This window comes from Methylotenera sp. (assembly GCF_036401095.1).
Classification (GTDB): Bacteria; Pseudomonadota; Gammaproteobacteria; order Burkholderiales; family Methylophilaceae; genus Methylotenera.
Window position 1 is genome coordinate 1 of sequence record NZ_DASWWA010000004.1, and the last position, 24,725, is coordinate 24,725.

Annotated in this window: 31 protein-coding genes and 1 pseudogene; 10 read left to right on the forward strand and 22 right to left on the reverse strand. The window is 41.0% G+C overall.

Annotation, left to right across the window (positions count from 1 at the left end):
* The 3 genes and pseudogenes from VGD82_RS04625 to VGD82_RS04635 form a co-directional block, all read left to right on the forward strand.
* Positions 1-142, forward strand: a pseudogene (locus tag VGD82_RS04625) (hydrolase); the annotation flags it as partial.
* A gap of 107 nt (positions 143-249) precedes the next feature.
* Entirely contained in the window at positions 250-1,764 is a 1,515-nt protein-coding gene (locus tag VGD82_RS04630) for an alginate export family protein (RefSeq protein ID WP_331019286.1), read from the forward strand.
* Positions 1,765-1,935: 171 nt separating this feature from the next.
* Positions 1,936-2,799 (forward strand): bestrophin family protein, encoded by an 864-nt coding sequence (locus tag VGD82_RS04635; RefSeq protein WP_331019287.1) that lies wholly within the window; start codon positions 1,936-1,938, stop codon positions 2,797-2,799.
* Between the two features lie 40 nt (positions 2,800-2,839).
* Here the strand turns inward: VGD82_RS04635 and VGD82_RS04640 are convergent, their stop codons facing one another.
* The 3 genes from VGD82_RS04640 to VGD82_RS04650 all read right to left on the reverse strand — a co-directional run bounded on the left by VGD82_RS04640 (position 2,840) and on the right by VGD82_RS04650 (position 5,195).
* Complete coding sequence (locus VGD82_RS04640) at positions 2,840-3,361, reverse strand: DNA-deoxyinosine glycosylase (protein WP_331019288.1); 522 nt, start codon at positions 3,359-3,361, stop codon at positions 2,840-2,842.
* 142 nt (positions 3,362-3,503) lie between these two features.
* On the reverse strand, positions 3,504-3,857 hold the full coding sequence (locus tag VGD82_RS04645; protein ID WP_331019289.1) for a hypothetical protein: 354 nt from the start codon (positions 3,855-3,857) through the stop codon (positions 3,504-3,506).
* Positions 3,858-4,259: 402 nt separating this feature from the next.
* Positions 4,260-5,195, reverse strand: coding sequence for a LysR family transcriptional regulator (locus VGD82_RS04650; protein ID WP_331019290.1), 936 nt, complete (start codon positions 5,193-5,195; stop codon positions 4,260-4,262).
* A 129-nt stretch (positions 5,196-5,324) separates the two neighbouring features.
* Between VGD82_RS04650 and VGD82_RS04655 the strand changes: the two genes are divergently transcribed.
* Both VGD82_RS04655 and VGD82_RS04660 read left to right on the forward strand, forming a co-directional pair.
* On the forward strand, positions 5,325-6,125 hold the full coding sequence (locus VGD82_RS04655; RefSeq protein ID WP_331019291.1) for an SDR family oxidoreductase: 801 nt from the start codon (positions 5,325-5,327) through the stop codon (positions 6,123-6,125).
* Between the two features lie 330 nt (positions 6,126-6,455).
* On the forward strand, positions 6,456-6,857 hold the full coding sequence (locus VGD82_RS04660; RefSeq protein WP_331019292.1) for a hypothetical protein: 402 nt from the start codon (positions 6,456-6,458) through the stop codon (positions 6,855-6,857).
* Here the strand turns inward: VGD82_RS04660 and VGD82_RS04665 are convergent.
* The 7 genes from VGD82_RS04665 to VGD82_RS04695 all read right to left on the reverse strand — a co-directional run bounded on the left by VGD82_RS04665 (position 6,841) and on the right by VGD82_RS04695 (position 10,386).
* The gene (locus tag VGD82_RS04665) at positions 6,841-7,779 is read right to left on the reverse strand and encodes a hypothetical protein (RefSeq protein WP_331019293.1); all 939 of its coding nucleotides are present in this window, start codon (positions 7,777-7,779) and stop codon (positions 6,841-6,843) included. The genes VGD82_RS04660 and VGD82_RS04665 overlap by 17 nt on opposite strands.
* A 118-nt stretch (positions 7,780-7,897) precedes the next feature.
* Positions 7,898-8,128, reverse strand: a complete 231-nt coding sequence (locus VGD82_RS04670) for a DUF2188 domain-containing protein (protein WP_331019294.1) — start codon at positions 8,126-8,128, stop codon at positions 7,898-7,900.
* 31 nt (positions 8,129-8,159) lie between these two features.
* Entirely contained in the window at positions 8,160-8,471 is a 312-nt protein-coding gene (locus tag VGD82_RS04675; RefSeq protein WP_331019295.1) for a hypothetical protein, read from the reverse strand.
* Positions 8,458-9,264 carry a ThiF family adenylyltransferase gene (locus tag VGD82_RS04680; protein ID WP_331019296.1) on the reverse strand — a complete coding sequence of 269 codons (807 nt, stop codon included), beginning with the start codon at positions 9,262-9,264 and terminating at the stop codon, positions 8,458-8,460. Before VGD82_RS04680 ends, VGD82_RS04675 begins: the two co-directional genes overlap by 14 nt.
* Complete coding sequence (locus VGD82_RS04685; protein ID WP_331019297.1) at positions 9,264-9,773, reverse strand: hypothetical protein; 510 nt, start codon at positions 9,771-9,773, stop codon at positions 9,264-9,266. The genes VGD82_RS04680 and VGD82_RS04685 overlap by 1 nt, the downstream gene beginning before the upstream one ends.
* On the reverse strand, positions 9,770-10,102 hold the full coding sequence (locus tag VGD82_RS04690; protein ID WP_331019298.1) for a hypothetical protein: 333 nt from the start codon (positions 10,100-10,102) through the stop codon (positions 9,770-9,772). The genes VGD82_RS04685 and VGD82_RS04690 overlap by 4 nt, the downstream gene beginning before the upstream one ends.
* Entirely contained in the window at positions 10,102-10,386 is a 285-nt protein-coding gene (locus tag VGD82_RS04695; protein WP_331019299.1) for a hypothetical protein, read from the reverse strand. Before VGD82_RS04695 ends, VGD82_RS04690 begins: the two co-directional genes overlap by 1 nt.
* Positions 10,387-10,518: 132 nt before the next feature.
* On the opposite strand from VGD82_RS04695, the gene VGD82_RS04700 reads away from it, so the two are divergent.
* The 3 genes from VGD82_RS04700 to VGD82_RS04710 all read left to right on the forward strand — a co-directional run bounded on the left by VGD82_RS04700 (position 10,519) and on the right by VGD82_RS04710 (position 12,212).
* On the forward strand, positions 10,519-10,878 hold the full coding sequence (locus VGD82_RS04700; protein ID WP_331019300.1) for a helix-turn-helix domain-containing protein: 360 nt from the start codon (positions 10,519-10,521) through the stop codon (positions 10,876-10,878).
* 167 nt (positions 10,879-11,045) lie between these two features.
* A complete protein-coding gene (locus VGD82_RS04705) occupies positions 11,046-11,477 on the forward strand; it encodes a hypothetical protein (RefSeq protein WP_331019301.1) in 432 nt (143 codons plus the stop codon).
* The gene (locus tag VGD82_RS04710) at positions 11,478-12,212 is read left to right on the forward strand and encodes a hypothetical protein (protein ID WP_331019302.1); all 735 of its coding nucleotides are present in this window, start codon (positions 11,478-11,480) and stop codon (positions 12,210-12,212) included.
* An 18-nt stretch (positions 12,213-12,230) separates the two neighbouring features.
* Here VGD82_RS04710 and VGD82_RS04715 read toward each other — a convergent pair whose 3' ends face one another.
* The 3 genes from VGD82_RS04715 to VGD82_RS04725 form a co-directional block, all read right to left on the reverse strand.
* Complete coding sequence (locus VGD82_RS04715; RefSeq protein WP_331019303.1) at positions 12,231-13,790, reverse strand: hypothetical protein; 1,560 nt, start codon at positions 13,788-13,790, stop codon at positions 12,231-12,233.
* Positions 13,791-13,853: 63 nt separating this feature from the next.
* Positions 13,854-14,042 (reverse strand): hypothetical protein, encoded by a 189-nt coding sequence (locus VGD82_RS04720; protein WP_331019304.1) that lies wholly within the window; start codon positions 14,040-14,042, stop codon positions 13,854-13,856.
* Positions 14,043-14,500: 458 nt separating this feature from the next.
* Positions 14,501-15,418: a 3'-5' exonuclease gene (locus tag VGD82_RS04725; protein ID WP_331019305.1), complete on the reverse strand. Its 918-nt coding sequence runs from the start codon at positions 15,416-15,418 to the stop codon at positions 14,501-14,503.
* Between the two features lie 125 nt (positions 15,419-15,543).
* Between VGD82_RS04725 and VGD82_RS04730 the strand changes: the two genes are divergently transcribed.
* Positions 15,544-15,783, forward strand: a complete 240-nt coding sequence (locus VGD82_RS04730) for an AbrB/MazE/SpoVT family DNA-binding domain-containing protein (protein ID WP_331019306.1) — start codon at positions 15,544-15,546, stop codon at positions 15,781-15,783.
* Between the two features lie 167 nt (positions 15,784-15,950).
* Here VGD82_RS04730 and VGD82_RS04735 read toward each other — a convergent pair whose 3' ends face one another.
* Genes VGD82_RS04735 through VGD82_RS04755 form a run of 5 tightly spaced genes read right to left on the reverse strand, consistent with a single transcriptional unit; the run spans position 15,951 to position 21,415 of the window.
* Positions 15,951-16,775 (reverse strand): hypothetical protein, encoded by an 825-nt coding sequence (locus tag VGD82_RS04735; RefSeq protein WP_331019307.1) that lies wholly within the window; start codon positions 16,773-16,775, stop codon positions 15,951-15,953.
* Positions 16,768-17,709, reverse strand: a complete 942-nt coding sequence (locus tag VGD82_RS04740) for a TniQ family protein (protein ID WP_331019308.1) — start codon at positions 17,707-17,709, stop codon at positions 16,768-16,770. Before VGD82_RS04740 ends, VGD82_RS04735 begins: the two co-directional genes overlap by 8 nt.
* Positions 17,706-18,719, reverse strand: a complete 1,014-nt coding sequence (locus tag VGD82_RS04745; RefSeq protein ID WP_331019309.1) for a TniB family NTP-binding protein — start codon at positions 18,717-18,719, stop codon at positions 17,706-17,708. Before VGD82_RS04745 ends, VGD82_RS04740 begins: the two co-directional genes overlap by 4 nt.
* A gap of 29 nt (positions 18,720-18,748) precedes the next feature.
* A complete protein-coding gene (locus VGD82_RS04750) occupies positions 18,749-20,725 on the reverse strand; it encodes a Mu transposase C-terminal domain-containing protein (protein ID WP_331019310.1) in 1,977 nt (658 codons plus the stop codon).
* A gap of 9 nt (positions 20,726-20,734) precedes the next feature.
* Positions 20,735-21,415, reverse strand: a complete 681-nt coding sequence (locus VGD82_RS04755; RefSeq protein WP_331019311.1) for a TnsA endonuclease N-terminal domain-containing protein — start codon at positions 21,413-21,415, stop codon at positions 20,735-20,737.
* Between the two features lie 654 nt (positions 21,416-22,069).
* Here VGD82_RS04755 and VGD82_RS04760 point away from each other — a divergent pair.
* On the forward strand, positions 22,070-22,279 hold the full coding sequence (locus VGD82_RS04760; RefSeq protein WP_331019312.1) for an MbcA/ParS/Xre antitoxin family protein: 210 nt from the start codon (positions 22,070-22,072) through the stop codon (positions 22,277-22,279).
* Between the two features lie 123 nt (positions 22,280-22,402).
* On the opposite strand, the gene VGD82_RS04765 is transcribed toward VGD82_RS04760, so the two are convergent.
* From VGD82_RS04765 to VGD82_RS04780, 4 genes are all read right to left on the reverse strand, one after another.
* Positions 22,403-22,936, reverse strand: coding sequence for a hypothetical protein (locus VGD82_RS04765; RefSeq protein WP_331019313.1), 534 nt, complete (start codon positions 22,934-22,936; stop codon positions 22,403-22,405).
* 86 nt (positions 22,937-23,022) lie between these two features.
* Positions 23,023-23,745 carry a hypothetical protein gene (locus tag VGD82_RS04770; RefSeq protein WP_331019314.1) on the reverse strand — a complete coding sequence of 241 codons (723 nt, stop codon included), beginning with the start codon at positions 23,743-23,745 and terminating at the stop codon, positions 23,023-23,025.
* A 72-nt stretch (positions 23,746-23,817) separates the two neighbouring features.
* Positions 23,818-24,306, reverse strand: coding sequence for a hypothetical protein (locus VGD82_RS04775; RefSeq protein ID WP_331019315.1), 489 nt, complete (start codon positions 24,304-24,306; stop codon positions 23,818-23,820).
* A gap of 71 nt (positions 24,307-24,377) precedes the next feature.
* Positions 24,378-24,515 carry a hypothetical protein gene (locus VGD82_RS04780; RefSeq protein WP_331019316.1) on the reverse strand — a complete coding sequence of 46 codons (138 nt, stop codon included), beginning with the start codon at positions 24,513-24,515 and terminating at the stop codon, positions 24,378-24,380.
* Between the last annotated feature and the right edge of the window lie 210 nt (positions 24,516-24,725).

Genomic DNA, 24,725 nt, shown 5'->3' on the forward strand with positions numbered 1-24,725 from the left:
CATGACTTGGTTTGGCGTGGCTTGTGAGTTACACCGTGACTGGCGTAATGATGTGGAAGGTTTGGCTACTTTGTTATCTAACCATATCCCGGATTACCGTAATCTGATTACTTCGTATAACGCGCTGAGCGGTAATAAATAGTATTAATCAAAAAACAACAGAGGGGGAATGCTCCCCTTCTGCTCCTGCTAGTTATTTTTCTAAATTAACTCGCCAATCAACCAGCATCTAAAGAATTTGATGAAATCATGAACAAACAAATCAAAACCTCTTGTGTGAGTCCTATGCGTTTGACGGCAGTGATAATGGCCACTGCCTTCACTTTTCCAGCCTTAGCCGCAGATTACACACTTGCTGATAACAAAGAGCATGAAACACAATTCGTTCACCCTCATGAATCTATATTGGCAGAAGATGTACCGTTTGGCGCCCCAAATGCCAAGCCGCCACCTTATACCATTTTGCGTTACACCGAGCGTTACTCCTATCTGGCGGACCCGGCAAAACGTACCGACCCGTTTGATACGTTCAAATACATTCCACTAGACGCTGATAACCCGGAAAGCTATCTTTCCTTCGGCGGTGAAATCCGCGAGCGCTATGAACAATCGCACAATCAAGCCTTTGGCATCAAAGGTGCAGACAGTGAGCATTATGGCCTGCAGAGAATCATGCTACATGCCGACTTCCATGCCAATGAACGCCTGCGGTTCTTTGTACAAGGCATATCCAGTGTGCAGTTTGGCGGCGAGCAAAAGCTAGACGTGAACCAGAACCCGCTAGACCTGCAACAAGCATTTATCGACTATACCTTTGGCGACCCAAGCCCGAATGGCAACAGGCAAACCGTACGCGCCGGCAGGTTCTCCATGAGTTACGGCTCCGGGCGATTAATTGCCACGCGAGCAGGCCCGAATACGCAATTGAAATTTGATGGCTTGCAATTTATACACTCGAATGAAGGCAATAAAAAACTGTATGCGTTTGTGACGCGCCCGGTAAAAGAAGATAGATACGAGGCAGATGGGCCAAATCAGGCACAAACGTTCAGCGGCATTTATGCCAGCACGCCATTAAGCGCAACATCTGGCACCAGTGTAGATGCGTACTACCTTAACTACCGCAATGAAGAAGCGGCTTATGTAGGTGCCAAGGGTGTTGAAAATAGGCATACCTTAGGCCTGCGCTGGTTTGGCAAGAACGGGCAATGGGATTACGACTGGGAGGCCGTGGCGCAACTGGGCGAAGTTGGTAATCAAGACATTCGCGCCTGGACCTTTGCCAGTGATAGCGGTTACACCTTTAAAGACCTTGCCTGGCGCCCACGCCTAGGCATCAAAGCGGATATCGCAAGTGGCGACAGCAATAAAAAAGATGGCAAATTAGAAACCTTTAACCCATTATTTTTTAAAGCTAATTACTTCAATGATGCTGCATTTTTCCGCCCAGCTAATCTGGCCGATATTCATGCCTCACTGCAAATGCAGCCCAGAGAAGACCTGACCATCACGTTTGGTAGTGACTTCATCTGGAAACATACCAAGCAAGATGCGATTTACGCAACCACGGGGCGCGTGCTGTTGCCAGCTAGCGATGCATCCAGATATGTAGGCACCGCATTAGAAGCCGCTGCACAATGGAAAGTTAACCGGCACGTTATAGCGACTGCATCCTATGTGCATATGTACACAGGTTCACTGGTGGACAAAGCTGGTGGGGGCGATATTGATTACCTTGCTACCTGGGTTAGCTTTATTTGGTAGTTACTTACAAAATTAAAACGATTCCGCGCTAAGCAACGGTGAATATTTGAGATTGCCACACGTGGGTAATGAGTTACCCACCCTACTTGACCGTGGACTCGCCTTTCCAGCCGATCATTGCTGCCATGCTATACTCGCTGCAAACTTTTAACAGGCAACGTACCAAAAACAATGATTCAATATAACCCGAAAGACTGGATTATTTTTATCTTCCGTTTTCACGAATCGGATACCTTTAGGCGGCTTATCCCCATGATGATATTCATAGGGCTATACGCCGGCGGCATTGCCTACTTGGAGTTAGAGTTTTGGCAACTCTCCGATAAAAGCCATGTGAAGAATATCCCGTTAATGCACACCACCGTTGGTTTTGTACTGTCATTATTATTGGCTTACAGAACCAACACCGCTTACGAGCGCTGGTGGGAAGGCAGAAAACAATGGGGTGCTTTAGTCAACAATAGCCGCAACCTAGCGCTTAAACTCTCTGCTTTTTTATCCGATGAGAGCGACCGCAATTTCTTTAGAAAAGCCATTCCCACCTATGCTTCGGTGCTTTCCAAACATTTAGCCAATGAAGAAGTCAGCCAAGGTTTGTTTGAAGGGCTAGATTTAGAAATCGACCACCACAAACACAGCCCGCTGCAAGTGGCTAGGCTGTTGTTCCAAAAAACCAATGAGCTATACACCACAGGCAAAATCACAGGTGACCAGTTTTTCATCATTAAAGATGAACTACAATCCTTCACCGAAGTTTGCGGTGCGTGCGAGCGCATAAAAAACACACCGATCCCCTATTCTTACAGTGCGTTTATTAAAAAATTCATCTTCTTTTATGTGATGACGCTGCCGTTTGGCTATGTGTTTAACTTGGGCTACTACGTGATTCCAGTCGTAGTATTTATTTTCTACGTGTTAGCCAGTTTAGAACTGATCGCCGAAGAGATTGAAGAACCGTTTGGTGGCGATGATAACGACTTACCCACAAAAAAATTAGCCGCGAATATCAAAAAGCAGGTGGAAGAGTTGCTTTAACAATCAATAACCAATCCTACTTGGCTAGTCAGTTTAAACCTCAATCCTGCATGGCATGTGCAATACCGATTGCTGTACGCCAAGCCATCACTTTTTGCTCAAATGATAATGCTGCATGTGCCGGGCTGGTTGATGGTAAGCGCATATAGTCTATAGCAGTATGCTTGCATGTGGGTAATACGTGCTTTTGATAACACTGTGCTGCGGCGGCACCGTTGAAACATACCCTTGTAATATGCTGGTGCTGCGCTAGAAACGCATTAAAGTCATTCACTTCGATTGAGTCATTCTTAATCGCGGAATCCAGACTACCTTCACGGTAACATGAGTGCAAAACATCCCACAATGCGATACCAGCAAGCTTCAATGCTGCAACACGTTGCTCATAGGGAGCCTGCGCATCAAACCCAATGAGTTCGCCCATAATCTTCCAAAACGTATTGCGCGTATGCGCATAATATTGCCCAGCCTTAAGAGATGCCTCACCAGGAATGCTGCCAAGTATCAGTATGCGGGCAGAACTAATTGCTATCGGCTCAAAACTTACAATACGCACGCTCATGGCATTCATCCATTAAATAAAACAAGGGTATGCTAGCACCAATAGTGTAAACATTAGCGCGTAAAAAACGAGAAAAGCCGCTAACTTAGCGGCTTAACATAGGTTGTTTTAGGCAAAACTCCGTTGAGAATAAGCGACCGTACTAATACCCTCCTCGTCGGTCGTGGTAGCCGCCATCATGGTCATGATCTCGGTCCCTATATCTATCTCTGTCGCCATCTCGGTCTCTGCCATCACCACCGCGACCTCTATATCTGATTTCTTTAGGGTAATGGCTACGAGGCAAGTCTAGCCAAGGGCCTGAGCGTGAATGTGAATAACGCCAGTAGTTATTATCGTAATAGTAGTAATACCCTTGTTGATAATAATAAGGCTCAACACCAAACTCCACTACCACTGGCAAGGCCGGGGCTACAACCACCCTATCTGCGGGTGTAACCACGCAACCACCCAATAGTAAAATCGCAAGTGGTAAAACAATACGCATTTTAGACATTTGACTTCTCCTTTTGGGCGAAGCTTCAAAATTCCATCAAACTATCCGCGCCCTACTAAGCCAGCTAAACTAAAGTGCTCAAAACACTTTTAAGCAGTCTTTAGATTGCTTTACTTAACAATCTATTTGAATGCCCAAACGAGAGATAGTTTCTTACAACAAAGAATGAGATGTAAATGAGGATGTTCGATAAACCGCAAAAGCTAGTTAGGCCAATAATTGAACGGAAACTTAATCATTCAACTTCAACTTTTAGCGACTTAGGTGCTTGTGCTTTTTGCAGTGTATTTCAAAAATGCCATTCTTGAGTTGGCCATAATTTTTGACTCATCAACATTTACTAACAAAGATACTGAACGAGTAAACTGGGAGCTTAAAAATTTAGACTAGCCTTTCAAATCATCAATCAGTTTTCGTTATTGCAGACCATTTTTCTGAAAGTTGTTGGCTACGAAACTTATCAACAATGAAGTCTACGAAGACTCTTGTTTTTGCTGGCATAAGTTTTTTTGCAGCAAAATAAAGTGAAATTACGCCAATCTCAGTGTACCAATCTGGTAGTACTCTTAATAATGCACCGCTTTCTAAGTGCTTCAATACATGCGGCATAGGCACGTGTGCAATGCCCAAGCCTGCAATTGCAGCGTTACACAAAGCCTCTGGGTCATTGAGAGTTGCTCGCGGAGGCAGTTCAATAGTCACCTGTTCCCCTGCTAAACTTTTGAGATGCCAAGGTGTGATGCGATTAGTGGTTTGTGAATAACGAATAAGGGCATCAAATTTCTCTAAGTCAGCAGGTGTTTTCGGAATGAATTTATTAGCCAAATAAGCCGGAGAAGCCACCAAAACTAAATGTACTTTTGCTAATTCACGTACTACCACACCTGGTGCTAGCTCTATACCGCCGCCAATAGCCACATCAAAACCTTCGCCAATTAAATCTACTTGGCGATTATCAAAGCGCCAGTCTGGTTTGATTGCTGGGTACAAGCTTAAAAACTCGCCCAGTAAAGGCAGAATATGGTCACGACCAAAAGCCATTGCCATACCTACTTTTAGTGTGCCTGTAGGTTGGCCTCCAGCATTGCTTGTATTAGCAATGGCCGATTGAATAGAATCTAAACCACCACTCACTTGCGCTAAAAATTGTTCACCGGCTTCTGTAAGCGTGAGGCTGCGCGTGCTGCGATGGAATAATCGCACATTTAAATCTGCCTCTAACTTAGCAACGTTTTTACTTACACCACCTGGGGTCAGGCTTAATCTTCTGGCTGCGGCTGAGAAGCTGCCAAGCTCGGCGCTACGCACAAATGACTCGATACTGCTCAAGGTTTCCATAAGTTATCTTCTACTATTGGTATAAAGTAATTGTCACAATATACGACTTATTATTGAGTAATGAAAGGCTCATACTGCATTCATGCTTTAGGGCTAAAACAAATTAATCATTCAATAAGGAGTTTTATCATGAGTAACTTAAATACAAAATTAACAAATAAATCTTATCAACGTCTAGTTGGAAAAGTCGCTATCGTGACTGGTGCTAGTTCAGGCATAGGCCGTACCACTGCAAAACTATTTGCGCAACATGGCGCTAAGGTAGTGGTTGCAGCGCGCCGTGAAGCTGAGCTAGCGACACTGGTTGCTGAAATTGTGGCTGATGGAGGGGAGGCGATTGCTTTTGCCGGTGATGTGCAGTCAGAGGAGTTTGCAAAGTCATTAGTAGCACTTACCGTTAAAAGCTTTGGTCGTTTAGATATCGCTTTTAATAATGCAGGTACCTTGGGAGAGATTGGCCCAACAGCAGATGTGTCTGCAAAGAGCTGGAATGACACATTGGCCATTAATTTAACTAGTGCATTCTTAGGTGCCAAATATCAAATCCCAGAAATGGTGAAACAAGGCGGTGGTTCAATTATCTTCACCTCAACTTTTGTGGGATATAGTGCAGCATTTCCTGAGTTTGCAGCTTATGCTGCAAGTAAATCTGGCTTGATTGGACTGACACAGGCATTAGCCGTTGAGTATGGAGCTAAGGGTGTACGAGTCAATGCTGTGTTACCAGGGGCTGTAGATACTGATATGTATCGCGAGAAAAATAAAACCGCTGAATCACAAGCCTTTTTAACCGGCATGCATGCCCTAAAACGTGTAGGGAAGCCTGAAGAGATTGCAAATTCAGTGTTATACCTCGCATCTGACGACTCATCATTTGTCAGTGGAACTGCTTCTTTAGTAGATGGTGGTTTGTCTATTAATAGAACGTAGAAGAGCTACAATCCCGCAAAAATGTTGGTGAATCAATAAGCAGCTATTCACTAGTCAATTTAATCAATAGGTTAAATTGAGGCACGTCACCATAAGCCACAATTAGAAGTCCTCATAAAGTGCTAGTTTATGCAGAAATTTACGTATAAGTTGCAACTGAGATATTTCTAAGAAACTTCATATTTGTAGACAGAAATTTCATTTATTTGAGCTAATTAATTTAGCCAATACATTTAAGAACTGACTGATTAGATTCAGCAGCACCAAAGCCACATTATCGTCAAAGGTATGTGGCTTTTATATTATTAATGAATTAAACGGAGATTAGGTATGTTTGAAACAGGATTTACAGCAGTCGAGTTATTAAACCGATATGTTTCTTTTATTAAGAAAGAGATAAAAACTCATAGTGTCAATATCTATCCTATCCTTGGTGCACATGGGCCAGAGTTTTTTATTGAGTTGTCGTCAGGAGACTTAATTTCACGAGATATATTATTAACAATTGCAATCAAGTTTGGCGAGACAAACATGGACTACGAGCTAGCCAAGCAGGCTATAGCTAATCATTCAGAAATTTATGTCGGCGTTCTAAATTATGCATATCTAATCGCATTTTTAGGACTGTTAGAAAAAAGCTTTAAAGGCGATACTAAAATTTTACACCCTTTGAATAATACTGGCGATTTCCTACCTGGATGGAATCAAGCTATTGCTATGGTTTCTTCTTAAATACATTTTTGATATATAAATAGTCAAGATTCACAACTAGCAGCTCATATAGATTATTCACTAACATGGGTTGACCATAAGCATACCAACGTATTGGTGTTTTATCATTTACATACTGCTCAAGGGCTTTGAACAGCTTTAGATGAGACATTAAGGAATCGTCATGTAGAAGCGCATTATAAACTTTAATTTGGAAAGCAAAAGTATTGCCATTTACGCTTGTACTCACATCGCTAGAAATAATAAATCCATCTGATATTGCTTTTACAACTCCACTGCCATGATAAATCCTAGAGCGATTTGTATTTAAATATTTTGGTCCCCAAAATGCATCGTAATAATTTGTCTTATCACCCAAGGAAATTGGCATTTTAGTTAAGATGCTTTTAGTCAACGGTACCAGATCATTGGCATCCCAAATCTTATTTTTCACATTGCTATAACCATCAGTCCAAACACTGTTATACATCTCTACAATAGGCTGGAGTAAATAAGTCTTAGGAATTGGCTTACCTAATAACCCTACTTTTCTCCTACGCTCCAAGACCTCGATACTTGAGATGGTCAACCGTGGCCGCTCGGTAACTTTATTTTTTAAATTACGTCTGGGCGGCCGTTCTGTTAAAGCTTCTGGGAAAACTAATTCGTGAGAATCATAATGAGCCTGTCCTACTTTTTTTACTACTGCATTAGGGTAAATTGCTTCGCCATTACACTCGTACCTATGGGGCTCCCATCTTGCAGAGAAATAAGGCGAGCGTGAACTTTCACCATCGGTATATATCAAAAATGCGCATAGTTTAATGGCACAAAATGGACAATAAAAACTATCGTATCGAATGCCATCACTTAAATATAAGTAGCGGAATTCCCATGCAGACATTGGCTTATTGTCATATTCGGTAACAGCATAATCAGACATATGTATTTTTCTTATCTATTTACTAACTATTGTTCAATTCGAAGCAAAAGACTTTCACTTGTAGGTTCCACTTTGTCATAGTGGCGTATTTCCTTAAAAGCGGAAGCTGTGATTTAAGTTAACCTTTATCTTTTGGAGGGAATGGATCATTCCCATAGCTATCCTTCTCGCGAATTTGTCCATTCTTTCCATGTATTATCAATTCTGATTTTTGGTTTCTTGCTATATCTCTCGCATGCTCAATTGCCTGACTTTGTGTTGAATGTATTGCGGTTACACGTCCATTGCCAGCACCCTTTACTGCCCACTCGTTTTTATGCGGAACTACATGTTGATTCTTTTTCATCATGAAACCTTTCAATATAAATTTAAAAATAAACTTATTCCCAATCTCCGCTTTCTCGCAGAAACATACATAGAGCAATACAACTCCATATCGCAATCAATAAAAAAATCATCGCAAAAATAAATACTAATTGAACAAGGTAATGCCCAATCATGGTCAGGCTTTGCAAATCTTCACTAAAGGGAGCTATGAACCCAGCTAGTAACAACAATATAGCGGTCATTGCTGAAAATGCGATTATTTGTCTAACATAGCTACGGTATTGATTTAAAAACGGGTCACTCGTTTTTTGCCAGAAATCTATAATTGCAAACAAAATATTCAAAATTGATTCAAGAATTCGCATAGAACGGGTCTCCCATAGCCTCGGTATCTTTAAAGTGAGTACATACTGCAGTTTCTAAATACTTCATTCTTGGGCTGCTATTAATTGTTCCGTCTGAGCCGTCATACTCTAAATAAATCGCCCCTGTGCTCATCGAACCCCATGAAGTTAGTATTTGTACACCTATACCAACTGCACTCGACGCCAACACCCCATTCGGCCATATAACTTGGGGATTTCCGCCTGCATCCCCATATTTTTTGGCTTCTTTAGTTAAACGGTCTTCATTTAGAAACTTCATGCAATGCATACATAAATTCCCTGGCAAGGACAAAATTACCTGCCCACTAATATAATAGTTATCGTTTATTTTGTGCACATCCATACCTATATCAATATAAGGAATCAAATAGCGCCTAGTAAAGATCTCTAAGTCGCGTCTCTGATGGTATGAGTCTAAACAGCCAAAAATGAGATCACAATCGCGTAACTGTTTTGCCGACTCCTGCCAAGTAGTGTTTAAGACTTGTATGGATGCATCTGGATTAACCTGTCTAATCACTCTTTGGGCTATAGTCGTTTTTAGTTCGTTATGCTCGACATCTCTCACAGTGCCGCCTACCAGCCTATTCAGATTTGTATCTTCAATCCTGTCAAAATCAACTAATACGAAATTACCCAATCCAAGATGTGCAAACTGTTGTACGATATGTGATCCGCCGCCGCCCAAACCAATGAATCCAATTTTGGCACTTGCAAATATTTCATCGCTTTGCTCACCTAAAAAGCTTTGCCTAGAATATTTTCTTTTCATTAAGACCTTCTCCAAATTTTTGACAAAGGTGAGCCGGTAACTGTAATGTCAGTTATTGGGAATATGCTTTTAGGATTAGGTGTCCAACATAAGCCCCTTGCTAAGTCATGACTCAACACAATAGTTCCATGTGGTAACTTTGGCCGGACATTCCAAAAATCTGGAATGAATTTTGAGCTCTCTCTTAAATCAACCTTACTGAAACTTGGGACACCACGATGCTCGTGCATATGGACATGAAACATACACATATTCTCAATGTAAGCTATTTTTAATGCTTTCCGAATAGCAGCTGGCCCCATCATCGCACCCACTGACATATCATCTATATAGTCATCATCGTCCACTGGATAATAATCCTTGGCTAGCAATATCAGTCCATCATCCAATGATGCAACACTACATGCTATAAATCCTACCCGCTCAGCAGCAAACTTGTGTCTTGTTTGTAGATTAGACCGAATCGCACGATCTAATCCACTCGTGATTTTGAACGATATTTTTTTCATTTGAATGCCCTTAAATGCTGAGCAATAACATTTGTAGGGTTACCTGAAAATTCAACGTAATTCCATGAACAGGTATGCCAAGCTTTTCCGAGTATGCTATGTACAGACCAGTTTTGACCCTTTCCAGCTACCGGCTCTGAGAAAAATAATCGTGTGTTGTAACCATCTCTTGTGCTCAGGCATACCAATGCTTCTATTGCACCTGGTGTATTTCCAGGTGGTAAGGTAAGTGATGGAAAATGAATGTATGTCAACCCAGCCTCCACCATAATCGAAGCGTCATTACAGAATAACTTTTTAACCTCAGTCAGCATTTGTTCCGATACCATTACGATGATCCTCCTGCACGAACATGGCTAATAAATACTTCACCTCCTTTAATTACCACTCTTGAATCATCATTCAACGGGACAAAATCGCCATCAACAAACTGGTCTAACTCCTTGTCTGCCGAAACACCCAAGGTTGCTTTTAGATCTGATACTGTATAACTTCCTCTGTGAATAGATACAGATGTCGAATTAAGCTCAATGTCTACGTTAGACTTGCCTGGATTATCGTTCTTTTCCTTCATTTCTTTTACATCATGTTGATTATCTTCTTGATTTTTCATGTTTAAATCCTTATATGATTATTGCTATTTAGATAAATGGTTGCTATAATGCAATCAATGTCGCAACTATATACCATTGCTAAATAGAGTGTCAATACTCTATTTAGCAATTATTTTTCGGAGAGTAACAAAATGGCTACTTCAAATAAAGGTTTTAATCACGACGCCTTTTATGAGGCTGTGAACTTAACAAGAGAAACTAGGGAAATGAGTTGGAAAGATGTAGCAACAGCAACTGCTGTAGGCACTTCAACCTTGGCTAGAATGTCACAAGGCAAGCGTCCAGACGCTGATAGCTTAGCTTCCCTTTCTGCCTGGTCAGGCCTTAACCCTGCTAATTTTGTTGCGTCCGCTGAGAAAGCTGATCGCCCTGAATCTATAGCGTTAATTTCTTCGTATTTAAGATCAGATCCTAAATTAACTGCAGAGGGCGCGTCTTCTTTGGAGGAAATTCTCAAGACTGCATATAAGCATTTTGCTAAGTCAGAATAATCAAAATTCAAAGTTAATTATTTCTTTAATGTCATGCCAACTTTTGAAGTTAACCCATAAAAGATGTTCTTAAATTATTGAAATTGCTTTATTATTTCGCAGCTTTCAATAAATGAAATTTATCTTTTGCAATCTTTTTGATTGTCTGGGAATAAGGATGAATGATTATGAATAAATCAGACTTGTTACTATCAGCGCTAGCCGCTGGTGAAAAAAGCGAATACACACCTGTACAAATCCAAAAACTGATGTTTTTGTTAGACAAGAATATTAGCAATCGTCTAGGCGGACCATTTTTTGATTTCCGTCCATACGACTATGGCCCTTTTGACGCCTCTATTTACGAAGATCTCCGCGAATTAGAAAGACAAGGATATATTTCCACATCCCCCTCTAGTAGAGGATGGAAAAAATATCAATTAACAGATACAGGTCTCTCTAAAGCAAAGGAGTCATCAGCAGAAATTGATGCAAAAATATTCGACTATATCAAAGCTGTATCGAATTTCGTAAGATCATTATCTTTTGCTGATTTGGTATCATCCATTTACAAAGCTTATCCTGAGATGAAAGTTAATAGTATTTTCAAAGGCAACTAAATGACGATATTGGTTGGTATCAAGTGCAAAGATGGCATCATTATTGGATCGGACAGCTCAGCAACATTTAGTGCTGGCCAAATTTCCACTATTGAACAATCAACTAAGAAAATTCAAATTCTTCATGACTCCATTATAGTTGCGGGTACAGGTTCAGTGGGACTAGGACAACGCTTTTGTGATGTAATTGATAGTGCCTATGCTTCAAGAAAATTTGTTGGTTTGAACGGCATCCAAATGGCAACTAAAATGACGAGTCTAGCCATTGAAAACTTCATGAGCACAAGGGCTCCAGCAGGTCAATATGGAGCATTAGTTGCCTATACAGCTGACAACGATATACACTTGTGCGAGTTTGGTAATGCAGATATGCAGCCTGAGCTGAAAACCACAGGAATATGGTATGCATCTATGGGAAGTGGGCAATTGATTGCCGATCCATTTCTAGGATTAATGCGAAATGTATTTTGGGGTGATGGCATGCCGACTTTGCAAGAAGGCATCTTTATTGCGACATGGACAATAGAACATGCTATTAATCTTAATGCCGGTGGTGTTAACGGACCAGTTCAGCTTTCAATTTTAATGAAAGATGGTAAAGCTAGACTTCTTGATGAAGGAGAACTGGCTGAACATAAAGAAAATGTCTCTGGCGTAGTGGCCCATCTAAGAGCATATAAAGAAAAGTTTTCGGCGAATTCGGCTCCATCACTACCAGAGGTTCCAAAGGCTTAATTGCTTTTGTCATATACGCTAATTCCTACATAAAGCGGGATAAACCGTATCATCATCTACACGTAACACCTCAATAGCCTCCCCGCTAGAGCTCCTATCTACAAGGATGCCAGGCCCAGCTTTTCCCAGCAAAGCAGTGACATTAATATGTGCTGATAAAAAAGGTGTATCATTTGGCTCACCCGTTGGATCCAATATAACCTCTCCTATACGATTAGCATTATTTTTATCAGACTCAGCATAGTTATCAAGTAAACAAATTTCTGTAATCCATATCCTCTTAGGGAATTCCTTTTCCCTATAATACCTTTTTAAAATATCAGCCATACTAGCGTTTTTAGCTACCCATTCACGAAACCTGTATCTTTCTGATAAATAAGTTCTAACCACAACAGGCTTTACATCAACTTGTAATAATTCAGCAGACTTTGTTTCCAAGTACTCTTTTATCATCTGTAATATCACCTCAAGCGAGGTAGCTTCAGCCTCCTCTCCAGTGATAAAAACATCACTTGGGAGTAGCGGGACTGCAAAAACAGCCTGCTCCAAAGCATAATCTTGGTCAGATCTATCTTTAAGTTTTAAATATGGCCCAGTATTATCGTTGTGTATATAAAAATCATTCACCCAACTCACTGAGTGAAACATATTTAAAGTCGAGTTATGTGGCATTGTATAGTTGCCGATAGAGTTAGGCTTTATAGTTGCATCCCATCCATGCCCTATTAAAACCACTGCATGTCCAGATTGCGGGCTAGGAGGAAACAACCCCAATATCACAGGAATCTCAGACTCCACATATGTATAGATTTTTCTTTTTGCATTTTCTAAAGCATCATCTAAAATTTTCTCAGAGTGTCCTTTAAGCCATATTATATGAGACGAGTATCCAGCAAATCTAACGGCCTCAATAATTTGTTCTACGCTCAAACCCTCTCTGTTAGGGAGAGTTCTTCCACGAGTTAAAAAACGAGTTGCTGCTGAGGTAATTTGAGCAGGATCAAATGCAGAGTTGCCCTCTCTTTTTCTCAACGTTCGAAGCGCCATCCAAATAGACGCCTGTGCACATGCGCCTACAGCATTATCTTGTTGCATAAAAGGCGTTGCGCGTATGGAAAAGGTTCTGCCAGCTAAATGTACAAGAAACTCCTCATGTGCTAGAACGAAATGATTACCCGCCGGAGGTCTAATAATTGTTGCAGCTACTGGGCTTGACCTAATCGGCCTAATGGTCATAAAGCCTAAATAGTCGCTTGAATTATCAACATGAACACGATCTATATAGTCGAGTGAATCTTCATTATCTAAAGGTGCGGTAGAAAAAAAATGTAGTCTGTGACAATATTTATCTATTGATGCGAAAGTTTTAGAATAATATTTAGAATATTCTGCGTAGTAGTCAGAATCCTGTACAGGATACTGTTTAATTATTGCTTTACACCCCAAATTATTAAGCAACTGGAGAATGTTCGCTAAAGAATTGAAACGAGGCTTTTTCCCGTTTGTAGAAGTAAATGCTAAGCCTACAAAAGCATTATCAATATCTGAAAATTTATATAAGCTCAGTCTTTTTGACATATCAAACTATCCACATAAAAAAAGCCATTACATAATAATGGCTTTTTGTTCGTTAAGTCAAAGCTAAGCTAGGATTAGATTCTTACCTTCTTCATATGCTTTTCGTTGATCATTCCTTATATCTTCGATTTTCTCAGAAACATCTCGATAAAAGTCTTCGTAAAACTGCTGTCTTTCTGTTTCACTCAGAACTCGTTTTTCACCCGTTTCTAGCACCTCACTGATTATTGCTCCAAGTGTAGAAGTTGCCATCGCATACTCTCCGTATAAGTACATCAAATTTTGCACCGCCAATTATCAACATTCACTAGTCGACTTAAAAGCGCACTTTATTAATGCAAGTGTCTAATTTAGTGGCGATTTTACGACTTTTTATCAATACATGTCAAATTTAATTGACAAAGTGAAAAATCGGTAAGTTATGGATTTTAATTGACTTGCTACTATTTAATATCTACGAGCAAGCCAAGAAAAAAGTACTGAGTGTGTCGAAAAAGAAAGTAGGTTTTTAACTATTACATATTTAAATAAAGTGATATTGTGTTGGTCATAAATCTACGTTAAGCGAATGAAAAAACGTGGCGCCGTCTGGGAAACTGGATGTCACCTGGAGTGGCTAGGTGTGAAAGCACTGAGAGAGTCTCGCATGCAACGACCACTACGGTGGTCGTTGTTCTTTCTACGATTTAATTGTTAGTAATTAAACATAATCAACAATCAATCACCTCCAACCTGCCAATACGGTCAGAGAATCTATTAAGCGCATCAACTTTCTCTCGCTCAATTTTACATCTCTTGTTGTTATAGACCTCTGTCTTTAACCATTCTGCCTCTGATTCGAATAAAGACTCCTGAATAACGGTATGCCAAACTTTACGCTCTGCATTCCAGCGATAACCTCTAAACTTTAATAGGTCTTTAGATTCAAAAGGTGCTTGTAATGCAGACACTTTGTATTCTTTAAGCCTAGCGTTATCCAACATCTGTTTCATGGGCAGAATTCCTGACTCAGTCGGAGCACAGTGCAATACCTCTAGCAGTGCATGGCAATCAACAGATGCGCGGTGACCGTCATAATGAAAACCAGAACGATAAGCGAGAAACTCTAACTTGCTGCTTCCTAAACCCTCTGCAGCCCAATCAATCTGGGCGAAAGAACAGGCCCATGGCTTTGATTTAAATATAGGGAATCTTGACTCAACAAAGCGTCGATCAAACTTGGCATTGTGGGCAATGATAATAGAGGCTGAATCGATAAATGCTTCCAATTCATCATCGTTGATATATTTACCTTCTACCATGTCATCGGTGATGTGATGCACTTTGGTTGACTCTGGTGGGATTGGGAATCCCGGATCTTCTAGTTGATTGAAGGCGCCATGTACATCGCCAATTATGCCGGTACGTGGGCAGTAATCAAAAACCACCATACCAAGTTCAATGATTTTGTCTTGCGTGTAATCAGTACCAGTAGTTTCAGTATCAAGAATAACTGCCCGCATCATTTTGATATTGGTTGGTTCTGCTAGGTAGGTAGCTCTCTCTGCGAGAGGTCGAGTAAAACGATAGCCTAGGTCTTTGAGGCTTTCTAACAATATTTCGACATCGGCTTTATTTTGTGGAAGCATTTTCACGTAGGTCTTTTAGTAGATAACTGAGTTGCCACCCATTTTATAGATGCTAATTTATAAATACTATTGAAAGTGAAATATATCGTATCTAGAATACATATAACCACTTTGGGGGTGATTGAATGAAACTTCGTATAAGGAAATGGCGAAATAGTGCAGCTATTAGACTGCCCGCAAAGCTGTTGAAGCAAATTGATGCAGCTATTGGCGATGCTGTTGAATTAGACACACAAGCACTTCATGTAGCGCGACCTAAATATAAGCTGGCCGATCTTTTAGCTAAATGTAACAAAAATGCTCCATCCCCTACTGATTTAATATCATGGGAAAGCATGAATAAGGTGGGGACAGAGATTGTTTGATTCCACAATCTCTGTGGACAATGATGTTGAGTGGATGGGGATACAAGCGTTAAGTGACTGGTTCAGCAATAAAATACTGGATACATCAAATTTTAATCAGCACTGTCATAAAAACCCCAGCCGAAGCTGGGTGATGTTGTATCAAGATCAATAATCCAGATGAATATTTATGCAGCAATCATCTCCTGAGTACCATCATTAATACCCAGTAAATTAACATAGCCATTCGGTATCCAATAAATGTCAGTGTTACCTTCGATCTTAATGATTGGAATGCGCAGCTGCTTACATAGCTTTAGAACTGATTTTTGTGTTGATTTTTTAAGAGCTGCAACCTGATGACACTGAATCATACTGTTATTGAAATGGTTAAATGAATGCTCCGTGATGCGTAGCCCAAACCCTTTTAGATAGGTTTTCGTGAGTAGTCCATGTTTTATCAACGCAAATAGAGTCGGGCGTTTTATTGCCAGCTCAGACTCAACTTCACTAAGAGAAACAGTGTTCTGTAGTGCTAGCTTGATATTATCAAAATAGCTTTTAACTTTACGTGCATCAAAAACCAATCCACTAGGTAAAGCACTAGCAGTGCCAACGGCTAAAATTTGACGATTACATACCGCATTCAGCCACATAGCTTTCATCTCTGATGTAACTTTAAGTCTCATTACCTGATCCAATGTTAGGTGACGCTTACTCACCAGAAATGGCACTTTAAATTGCATTCTCTGCATCAGACAACTGTGTAGTCTTTCGACATCACGCTCATGAAACATATGCATTGGTGCAACAAAGTGCTTAGCCTCGTAATAACCATGTGACCGATAGGCATGTATTACTTTTACAGGAATATCAAGTCGCTGGGCCACCTGCTTCAAACTGAGCCGATCTCCTGAGGCAAACTCAAAGGGCTGCTGTGCGGCCAAGGTTACTAGCTTACGTGTTGCATTCAACTCATTAATCTCAACGTTAATCACCTTATCTTCAATCATCTTTCTGAGTGTGCTGGGTTGTACGCCAAGTGTAGTTGCCAATTTCTGCATACTCATAGAATGAATTGAATTGACCGCGCAGACCGCTAGCTTTTAGGTTAGTAGTTGGTGCATGCACCTCGGTCAAGTAGTCATGAAATCGGTGTGGCCAATCTGAAAAAACATCAGCAGTTGTTTTCACAGCTGCAAATTCAACATCCTCTTCTGCTATAGGCTCACAGTTGAACAGTCCAAAACGATAAATTATCGAAAGCAAGGTTTGTATCGATAGTTGCTCCATCGCTTCTTTCGGAAAACCACAATCATCCATCTGTGCATAATTCAAAGGCTGGCGCATCAGCTTTGCATATAAAACGGCTAGTAAAGCCAACACTGAAGGATCAGTAACGCTCTCAGAAGTATTTTGTGTGAGGTCTGCGCCACAACTGCATTTGGTTAATCCCATACGATGCCAACTCAAAGGTCTGTGACATTCAGAACAGCTAGTCACAACTCTAACCTGATGCTTATGACAAGCCACTGCGTATTTCAACTCATGAAACCCATCCACATAGCCAAACTTCTCTACACACTCCAAGCATAAACTAGCATGTTTAGATCGCGTGAACATGGATGGAATAGCATGACCCATGACCTGCAAATAACGGCCACTATGCTTGGCATTCTGGCCGTCCAATCCAACAGCTTTAAGTTCTGATGGTGTTTTACCAAATAACACCGCCAGCTTATCAAGCGGAGGTCTTGCTGACCGCGCTTCGTTATCGTCCATACCAGCATAATGTAATATGCCTAATGGTGATTTATAGCCATTGGCTTCAGACGTCCTCAAAATAAAGCCAGGTAAAGCCTCCCCCTCTTTGGGGGAGGGTGTGATCACCAATGGCTGGATAGCTGACTCATAATTTAGCCCATGATACTCACTAGAACCTATCATCGCGTCAGCGCCTCCGCTGCACTCATGTCCTTGGCTTTTGATCGGCTGGCTCTTGGTTTTATAGGCTCAGGACTTGCTGTCCCAATGAGTTGCACTGCTTCTAGCAAGTGTTCCGTAGGAACCATATCAAACTCAGGCCAGAATGGATTGGTCATTGGCGCAACCTCATCTACCCACACTGCCTCTTCATAAGCGTTAGACAGATCTTCAAACGTAATGCTGGACTGATCACTCATTTGTGCATTCAAGCATGCTTGATGTAGCACCTTCGCTACATAACCGATCAATCCTCCGGTTGCACAGTAAAATCTGAAAGCCATTTCATCAGAAGCCAAATCAGGAAAATGATAAAGACTTAAGCCTGCTTGGAAAGACTCTAAGCATGCGATAAATTGTTCTCTTGAGTCTTCGTTTTCCCAATCAAAACGTGGCATACGGATAGGTGCTAAGAAGCGGCCACGCAATTGCTGGTTCTGATTAATAACAGTCATGCAATCAGGTAGGCCAGCGACTATCAGCATCAAGCCAGAACGATCCACGAAAATCTTTAACCAATCTGACAAGTAGTGTTGCACTTTATGAGACACCTTGTCATAGAAGTGTTGAAACTCATCAATGATTATCGTGTGTGTTTTAGTGTGCTTGAGTAAGGTATATAAGCGTTCTGTCTTTTCGTTTTCTGACTCTCGTTTGTGCCATAACTTATCACCAATCTCCCTTAACAATATTTCAACCAGCGCTTTTACTGTAGGTTTTGATGGCGTTCTGATACTCAGGACTGGCACCACTAAGCCTTCGGGAGTACGGTATTTTTTATACTCCTTAGTGATGTACTCTAACAAACGTGATTTACCAGTGCGCGCTTCGCCTACTACGGCAATGCAAGTGGGCTCTTGGTAATGTTGTGCAGCGATTAAATGCGTATCGATACGTAATTTCGCTTTTTGAAACATATCATGTGGTACCAGTATTTGATCCACAGTGGTTGGAATGTAAGTCGCTTTATTCATGATGTGTACCTTCAATATTGTTAATTTCACTATGCGCGTTGGTCGATAACCGGTGTGTAACTAGGACGGACCTTAGCAACGACTGGTTTATTTGAACTCACTGGAGCAACTGGTCTCTTGCTGACAGCGTTTGCGACTTTTTTAGGCGTCGATTTGGCAGCAGATTGCTGGTTGGTATCCTTATATCGAGCGACCCTTGCGTTAGATTTTCTGCGTTTCAGATTCAAGTCTTTTTCAACAATCTCACGAATTTCTGTCTTAGCCAGGGCGTAGCTGTAAACGTCTACTTTGTTGAAATGCTTTTTGGCGTAATCACGACAGATCTTGTGTAGCCACAAGGTTGTACCTTTAGCGTAATCTTGATCAAGTGCAGGCACCTCAATATATCCTTGATGATCCTTTAAAAGGACATATAGATGGCCAATATCGGCTTCATCCACACGGATATCTACTGTTAAGGGATCGCCATATTGACGTCTTAGATTCATCAACTCAGGAGAGTTATAGAGCAGGTTATTAATCTCAATGCCTTTGTGAGTGACTTTCTTATTTTCAACCGCCTTACCCAATAACATATCCATTTCTGCTGGGTTATGAGCCAAAGCGATATCCTCAGGGTGGACGCTACTGGTCCAGACTACGGCTGGTGTTTGGTTATCTAGACTACGGTGTGGCTTTTGGTGATAGTAGTCAGCAATCCATTTATGGATGATTCGTCGTAATGTACTTAAAGTCACCACTGCATGCTTGGCAGGATCGTAATCATCCTTCTCAAAAATATTACTGAAGGTAGTGCCGGCAATCCCGTGACTGACATCATCGTTAATCGTACGATTGAATCGCTCTATCTTGCCTTTAAACCAAGGTTTTTTACGCGGTGTGTAAACAATCTCCACACCGAAAGCAAAGCAGGCTTTTTCTAAACTGATACTGTGAAATTCCAACCCATTATCAACAAATAATTGCTCCATCACCCCATGTGCATCCCAAGTATTTCTAATGTCAGGGAATTGCTCCTGCAGGTTAGTTTTAGGTAGGAAAGCATGCTTTAAGCATTTACCAACAGTAAGATAGCTAGGCGGTTCAAATCCTATGTAAATACCTAGGATGCAACGCGTATGACTATCAATACAGATGGTGAGCCAAGGCCTACCTAATGGCATATGTGAGTCGTCATCAATCACGAATAAATCGAGCTGAGTATGGTCGATCTGTGCCGACTCTAGTGCTTTCTTTGTGACCAGATGTTTTAGTTTGCTACGATATAAACGATTGGCAGCAATACGCCCATATCTTGCTGCGCATCGATCAAAAGCAGGGATAAGGTTAATCAATCTTTCGATTAACCTTCTTGTAGGAAGTGGTAGTTGCAGAGTATTGGGGCGCTGTTTGTTTTCACGCCCAATCATAACCGCCATCTCTTCTGTCGTTTCCACCACGGTACCGCGTTCACGGCGCATATAGATGCGGTCTATACAATCTTCTGCTATTTCAATTACCTCTATAGGATAGCGTGGTGTTCTATTACCCTTGCGCTGATGTTGTTCGCCAAGAGCAAAAGCATTTTTACCATGAGCGATGTATTTTTTCTTCCAAGCACACACGCTTACCCAATGAGGAGCTTTCTCTGGTAATTTTATTTTCTCCCATACTTCATTAATTGCCTGCTTAACAATGCCTTCAGTACTAGGTAAATGCTCAATAGCCTTGGCATATATACGCTTAACCTTGGCTCTATCCCATGCCTTACCTTCTAACTTGTGATTAATCTTATTTGGCAGGGTTTTAAAGGTCTCCTCTTTGTTTACAGTTTTATTGGCATCTTCTGTGAATACTAATTTGCCATCTGCATAACGCTGTTGAAGCTCAGATGTTTTGAACTCATGAATTCTGCCAGTACGTACTTCTTGTAGCTGCCAGAGACCAGCTGCTATTTCTTGAGTAAGTTGATACTCACGTCCATCCATATCAAATGATGTATTTTTACAAAAATATGCGATTGCCATGATGTGCTCCTAGTGTTGTGCGTTGAAGTTGCTATGGATTGAAGTAGCAGGACTGATGGGTTGATTAAAATCGATACTGAGCATGCCTTGGAGTATCAAGCGGCTAATATTGCGTAATGTTTGCGTAGATTGTTGTTCAAACATTCCCCAAGACATCTCTGGCTCATTGGCAAATAGGCGTCTGATGCGCTCTTGCTCAAGACTAGAAATGGGTTGGCGTCCAAGCTTGTTTAAGCGTGTTACGTTATCAAGCCGCGGTTGTTTGGCTAGAGCTTCTGCAAGCACAACACGATAGGTGTATCCATAATCTGGTAAGACATTAGTCAGTAACTCTGACCGCTCAGCCACTTCAGGACTATTAGCATCCGCTTCAGTTTTAACTTCCCATAGCTCGCGATAATTACCTTCAATCACCATCAGATCTGGGTAATGCCGATGTTGCATACCGTTAAGTGTGTAAATTATTTCACACGGCTGTTCTGTGAATGAAGTGACATGGGGTGTCGCATCAAGGATACGCATCGCATTCCCTTCATGGACTGATTCCCACTGCATCATGCGTTTCATTTTCCAGCTAGGGTACTTGCCAGTGTTACGAGCATTGGAGCGTTTAACTACTTTGCGACTACGGATTTTTCCATCTTTTGGGAAAATGATTTGTATCTTCGGTACTGCTGTTAATAGATTCATTGCTAACTCCTAATTTGCATCAAACGGAGTAACTCAGAAATTTAGGCGTAGGGAGTCCTATCTAGCTAATCAGCATTTTTACTAATTAGAAAGTTTAGGGTGCAAGGGGGCCAAGACTATCGTCTTAAATTTGACAAAACATACTGATGTCGTAGAATGTAATTAACTAGTGGGGACTAGGGATTGCTTATTACATTCATCAGACTCAAGTGCATTCCGCTTGGGTCTTTTGCATTTTAGTAGCCTAATAATCTATGCTACTTCACTCATTCAGCTTCTTTTCTTCGGTACTTCCTTTCTGAAAATGGCAGTTTTTAATACTGCCGCCTAATCAAATCACCAAAAAAAATTTCTGAGTGGTCTGAAAATCAAATTAGCACGAGTTTTAATCCTGTCAAATCTAGGCAAAGAATTAATTATTAAACTAAACTTGAGACTAATGCAACTTAAATTAAATGTTAACATATTGATTAATAAGTAAATTTATGAACTGCCAGTTACTGATTTGTAACTGGCAGTTCATAAAGGTGACTTGAAAATGAAAAAAGCCGCTAATTAGGCGGCTAGATTTGACAAAATAAATTTATTTGATTGGTTCGAGTTTTTAAACTGCTAGTTAATCAAGTACCATTGCTTCCGCGAGGAGATTTGCACATGACAACAAAATCAGACTTACAACTTCGTATCGACGAACTGGAAACAATGGCTATTGAAACGTTTGGTTCTAAAACTATAGCTGATGTATGGTTACACAGAGAGAACTTTGTGTTGGGTGCGACCCCAATTTACATGGCTGAATCAGATTCTGGGCTTATGGAAGTTAAGAAAATTTTAAGTGCAATAAACTATGGTGGAGTAGTGTGACATAGCTTTTATTTAACTGGCCGCTAAGGGTTGAACTCACAGTCCAAAGTTGACGCTCAACGTTTGGTTAACGGGTGGGCTTTATCCTTTCCCTGTGGCAAAGCGAACAACTTGATCCATTTGTTAGGTCTTACTTTGACGGGCGCTAAGCTCTTTGGTCAACTGATTTAGTGAGCACGTAGCCGAAGCTAGTTGAGCAGAACGACCGAGATACCAATCGCCGATAACGCTTAGACAATTTACTGCTTCTTCAAGAGCTTCGATATTTGCTGGACCAGTAATAACTTTTAACTTACCTCCGTTGCGAAGATTAGCCTTTGCACGCATCCACTGACTTTCCTCTCCGCCGACAAACCAAAGCGAATGCACAACGGCGTTTCTGAATGTCTCAGCTGACATCAGTGCATTACGTGCGCTCTCAATATTTATCGGGGGCCGTTTTGGATTCTTTCTGTCGTCATAAAGATCGCACATTAAATTTAATTTCTGTGCGTAACTCATAGCGGCAGTAACGCGATGGATATCTTCAGATTCGCGCATTTGCAATAATGAGGCTAAAATTTCTGCGATTACATTTTCTATTAGCTGAAATTTAACGACGATCTTTCCAATACAAATGTGAAGTCGATCTGTATCAATTATGATTTCTGAAGCCATTGAGTTTTCCTGATGCTTGGTTAAGGGGCCATCTTTAGCCAGTCCCGAGCTCGCGAAGCGAGCGACTTGGACATGTAATTAAAGGACTACACATGGCCAAATTTCTTTAAATTGCTTACGAACTCTTCAAATAACTGCTTGGTATTTAGGGCTCTCTCATGAAGCTCAGTTTTCAATGTATTATATTCAGCAATCTTTTCGGCATCATAGAATGTCATCCCACGATCCATATTTAGGTGTGGTGCTAAGCAGTACCTATATTCGCCTGTTGCTGAGCGACCCTCAGGAAAAGTAAAGAAATTGACTGCGACAAAATTGTGGAGCTGCGCTGCTGCGTCCGTGAATTTTTTGTATGTGTACTTAGACTCTTCTAGTTGGAGCTCAGATTCTGCTTTTTTGAAGTATGTGTATGCATTGTGAAATGCTATATCAAAGCTAGATTCATATGAGTGGTCGTCGACTAGGTTTGTGAGGTAGTACCTTACAACGTCAATTTTAAGTGGAGATGCAGTAATGGTTCTTTTGTCGCTCTCTTTTCTTTCTGCATGCTTATCGATAATGAAATGCTTGTAGGAAAGTAGTCCGACGCCAAGGGTTACTTGTAGAACTCCTAGAATGAGTTGGTATGTATCATTTATTGTTATATTAAGACTGCCAAGCAGTCCAATAAAAATGCTTTGCCACCAAGGCCCCGAAAGTGTAAGCAACCCATTGCTTACAAGTAACAGGCCAAGGGCAACGAAAATGTGGCGCTTAAATGAAAACGACCATTTTCCGCTTTCTTTGTCATGCTGAATCTCGATGCTCATATAGCTCTCTAACGATTGAATTAAGGGGCGCCATTAAGCGTTCCGCTTGATGGATGGATGGGTTAGCAATTTTTATTGAACTTCAGGTTCTGGGCCATCATTACTAAACCACCACCGCATTAAGAGTGTTTGAAATACCCAGCCCAAAACAACGGCTATGAAGCCAACGCCTACAAAAATATAAGCCGCCTCAGGCATTAAGAAATAGATCACGCCGCCAATACCTAATACTATACCTACTCCAGCAATAGAAGCCGTAGTCAGCACGAAGCGACGCGTCAATTTGGTGCGAAGATGAGGGTAGCTTTCTTTACCTAGAAAAATGTAATACTCGTAAATAATGCCAAGTAGTAGCCACAGTGGAAGAGCTATAGAAACTGAAATTAGACTAACTTTTATGCAAAGCTCTTTCATGCTAACTTGAGTTAACCCGAACAAAATCACAAGACAGGCGGCAGCACCTCCATAACCAAGATTACGCATTAGCATCAACCTTTCAACACTTGAGTATCGGCGAAGGCGGTTGGCAAAGCGGTCTGATTTTGAATTTTCTGCGGACATGTATATTTAGCTAACGTTTGAATTAAGGGCGCCCTTAGGCGTCCCGCTTGAATGATGAGTTAGAAATGATTTTAGGCAGAGTGGTTACCAAACACTACCATCATAGCCAACGAAGCAGCCGCGATGACAGATGTTACTTTTGCCCTCACACTTACTTTTGTTTTACTGCTGGAAACACCAGTACTACGGATTGGTCGATTTTTCTTCATATTGTTCTCCTTAACTTCAATTACAGACATTGTTGAATGGGATACTTCTAATCCAAATGATGCGACTGCCTCCACTGGTTTCTGATGGCGCTGAATCGAACAGCTCTCTCTACCCGTCTGCCTAAAATCACTACTCCTTATTATTTCTAACAGTAATTATTATAGAGACTCATGGGCTCTATATTAACTATTGAATGTTCGTAGCACATG

What these genes read in the sequence shown, in the direction of transcription:
- VGD82_RS04630 (WP_331019286.1), top strand. Translation starts at nt 250, where the DNA reads ATGAACAAACAAATCAAAACCTCTTGTGTGAGTCCTATGCGTTTGACG.
- VGD82_RS04635 (WP_331019287.1), top strand. Translation starts at nt 1,936, where the DNA reads ATGATTCAATATAACCCGAAAGACTGGATTATTTTTATCTTCCGTTTT.
- VGD82_RS04640 (WP_331019288.1), bottom strand. Translation starts at nt 3,361, where the DNA reads ATGAGCGTGCGTATTGTAAGTTTTGAGCCGATAGCAATTAGTTCTGCC.
- VGD82_RS04645 (WP_331019289.1), bottom strand. Translation starts at nt 3,857, where the DNA reads ATGTCTAAAATGCGTATTGTTTTACCACTTGCGATTTTACTATTGGGT.
- VGD82_RS04650 (WP_331019290.1), bottom strand. Translation starts at nt 5,195, where the DNA reads ATGGAAACCTTGAGCAGTATCGAGTCATTTGTGCGTAGCGCCGAGCTT.
- VGD82_RS04655 (WP_331019291.1), top strand. Translation starts at nt 5,325, where the DNA reads ATGAGTAACTTAAATACAAAATTAACAAATAAATCTTATCAACGTCTA.
- VGD82_RS04660 (WP_331019292.1), top strand. Translation starts at nt 6,456, where the DNA reads ATGTTTGAAACAGGATTTACAGCAGTCGAGTTATTAAACCGATATGTT.
- VGD82_RS04665 (WP_331019293.1), bottom strand. Translation starts at nt 7,779, where the DNA reads ATGTCTGATTATGCTGTTACCGAATATGACAATAAGCCAATGTCTGCA.
- VGD82_RS04670 (WP_331019294.1), bottom strand. Translation starts at nt 8,128, where the DNA reads ATGATGAAAAAGAATCAACATGTAGTTCCGCATAAAAACGAGTGGGCA.
- VGD82_RS04675 (WP_331019295.1), bottom strand. Translation starts at nt 8,471, where the DNA reads ATGCGAATTCTTGAATCAATTTTGAATATTTTGTTTGCAATTATAGAT.
- VGD82_RS04680 (WP_331019296.1), bottom strand. Translation starts at nt 9,264, where the DNA reads ATGAAAAGAAAATATTCTAGGCAAAGCTTTTTAGGTGAGCAAAGCGAT.
- VGD82_RS04685 (WP_331019297.1), bottom strand. Translation starts at nt 9,773, where the DNA reads ATGAAAAAAATATCGTTCAAAATCACGAGTGGATTAGATCGTGCGATT.
- VGD82_RS04690 (WP_331019298.1), bottom strand. Translation starts at nt 10,102, where the DNA reads ATGGTATCGGAACAAATGCTGACTGAGGTTAAAAAGTTATTCTGTAAT.
- VGD82_RS04695 (WP_331019299.1), bottom strand. Translation starts at nt 10,386, where the DNA reads ATGAAAAATCAAGAAGATAATCAACATGATGTAAAAGAAATGAAGGAA.
- VGD82_RS04700 (WP_331019300.1), top strand. Translation starts at nt 10,519, where the DNA reads ATGGCTACTTCAAATAAAGGTTTTAATCACGACGCCTTTTATGAGGCT.
- VGD82_RS04705 (WP_331019301.1), top strand. Translation starts at nt 11,046, where the DNA reads ATGAATAAATCAGACTTGTTACTATCAGCGCTAGCCGCTGGTGAAAAA.
- VGD82_RS04710 (WP_331019302.1), top strand. Translation starts at nt 11,478, where the DNA reads ATGACGATATTGGTTGGTATCAAGTGCAAAGATGGCATCATTATTGGA.
- VGD82_RS04715 (WP_331019303.1), bottom strand. Translation starts at nt 13,790, where the DNA reads ATGTCAAAAAGACTGAGCTTATATAAATTTTCAGATATTGATAATGCT.
- VGD82_RS04720 (WP_331019304.1), bottom strand. Translation starts at nt 14,042, where the DNA reads ATGGCAACTTCTACACTTGGAGCAATAATCAGTGAGGTGCTAGAAACG.
- VGD82_RS04725 (WP_331019305.1), bottom strand. Translation starts at nt 15,418, where the DNA reads ATGCTTCCACAAAATAAAGCCGATGTCGAAATATTGTTAGAAAGCCTC.
- VGD82_RS04730 (WP_331019306.1), top strand. Translation starts at nt 15,544, where the DNA reads ATGAAACTTCGTATAAGGAAATGGCGAAATAGTGCAGCTATTAGACTG.
- VGD82_RS04735 (WP_331019307.1), bottom strand. Translation starts at nt 16,775, where the DNA reads ATGATTGAAGATAAGGTGATTAACGTTGAGATTAATGAGTTGAATGCA.
- VGD82_RS04740 (WP_331019308.1), bottom strand. Translation starts at nt 17,709, where the DNA reads ATGATAGGTTCTAGTGAGTATCATGGGCTAAATTATGAGTCAGCTATC.
- VGD82_RS04745 (WP_331019309.1), bottom strand. Translation starts at nt 18,719, where the DNA reads ATGAATAAAGCGACTTACATTCCAACCACTGTGGATCAAATACTGGTA.
- VGD82_RS04750 (WP_331019310.1), bottom strand. Translation starts at nt 20,725, where the DNA reads ATGGCAATCGCATATTTTTGTAAAAATACATCATTTGATATGGATGGA.
- VGD82_RS04755 (WP_331019311.1), bottom strand. Translation starts at nt 21,415, where the DNA reads ATGAATCTATTAACAGCAGTACCGAAGATACAAATCATTTTCCCAAAA.
- VGD82_RS04760 (WP_331019312.1), top strand. Translation starts at nt 22,070, where the DNA reads ATGACAACAAAATCAGACTTACAACTTCGTATCGACGAACTGGAAACA.
- VGD82_RS04765 (WP_331019313.1), bottom strand. Translation starts at nt 22,936, where the DNA reads ATGGCTTCAGAAATCATAATTGATACAGATCGACTTCACATTTGTATT.
- VGD82_RS04770 (WP_331019314.1), bottom strand. Translation starts at nt 23,745, where the DNA reads ATGAGCATCGAGATTCAGCATGACAAAGAAAGCGGAAAATGGTCGTTT.
- VGD82_RS04775 (WP_331019315.1), bottom strand. Translation starts at nt 24,306, where the DNA reads ATGTCCGCAGAAAATTCAAAATCAGACCGCTTTGCCAACCGCCTTCGC.
- VGD82_RS04780 (WP_331019316.1), bottom strand. Translation starts at nt 24,515, where the DNA reads ATGAAGAAAAATCGACCAATCCGTAGTACTGGTGTTTCCAGCAGTAAA.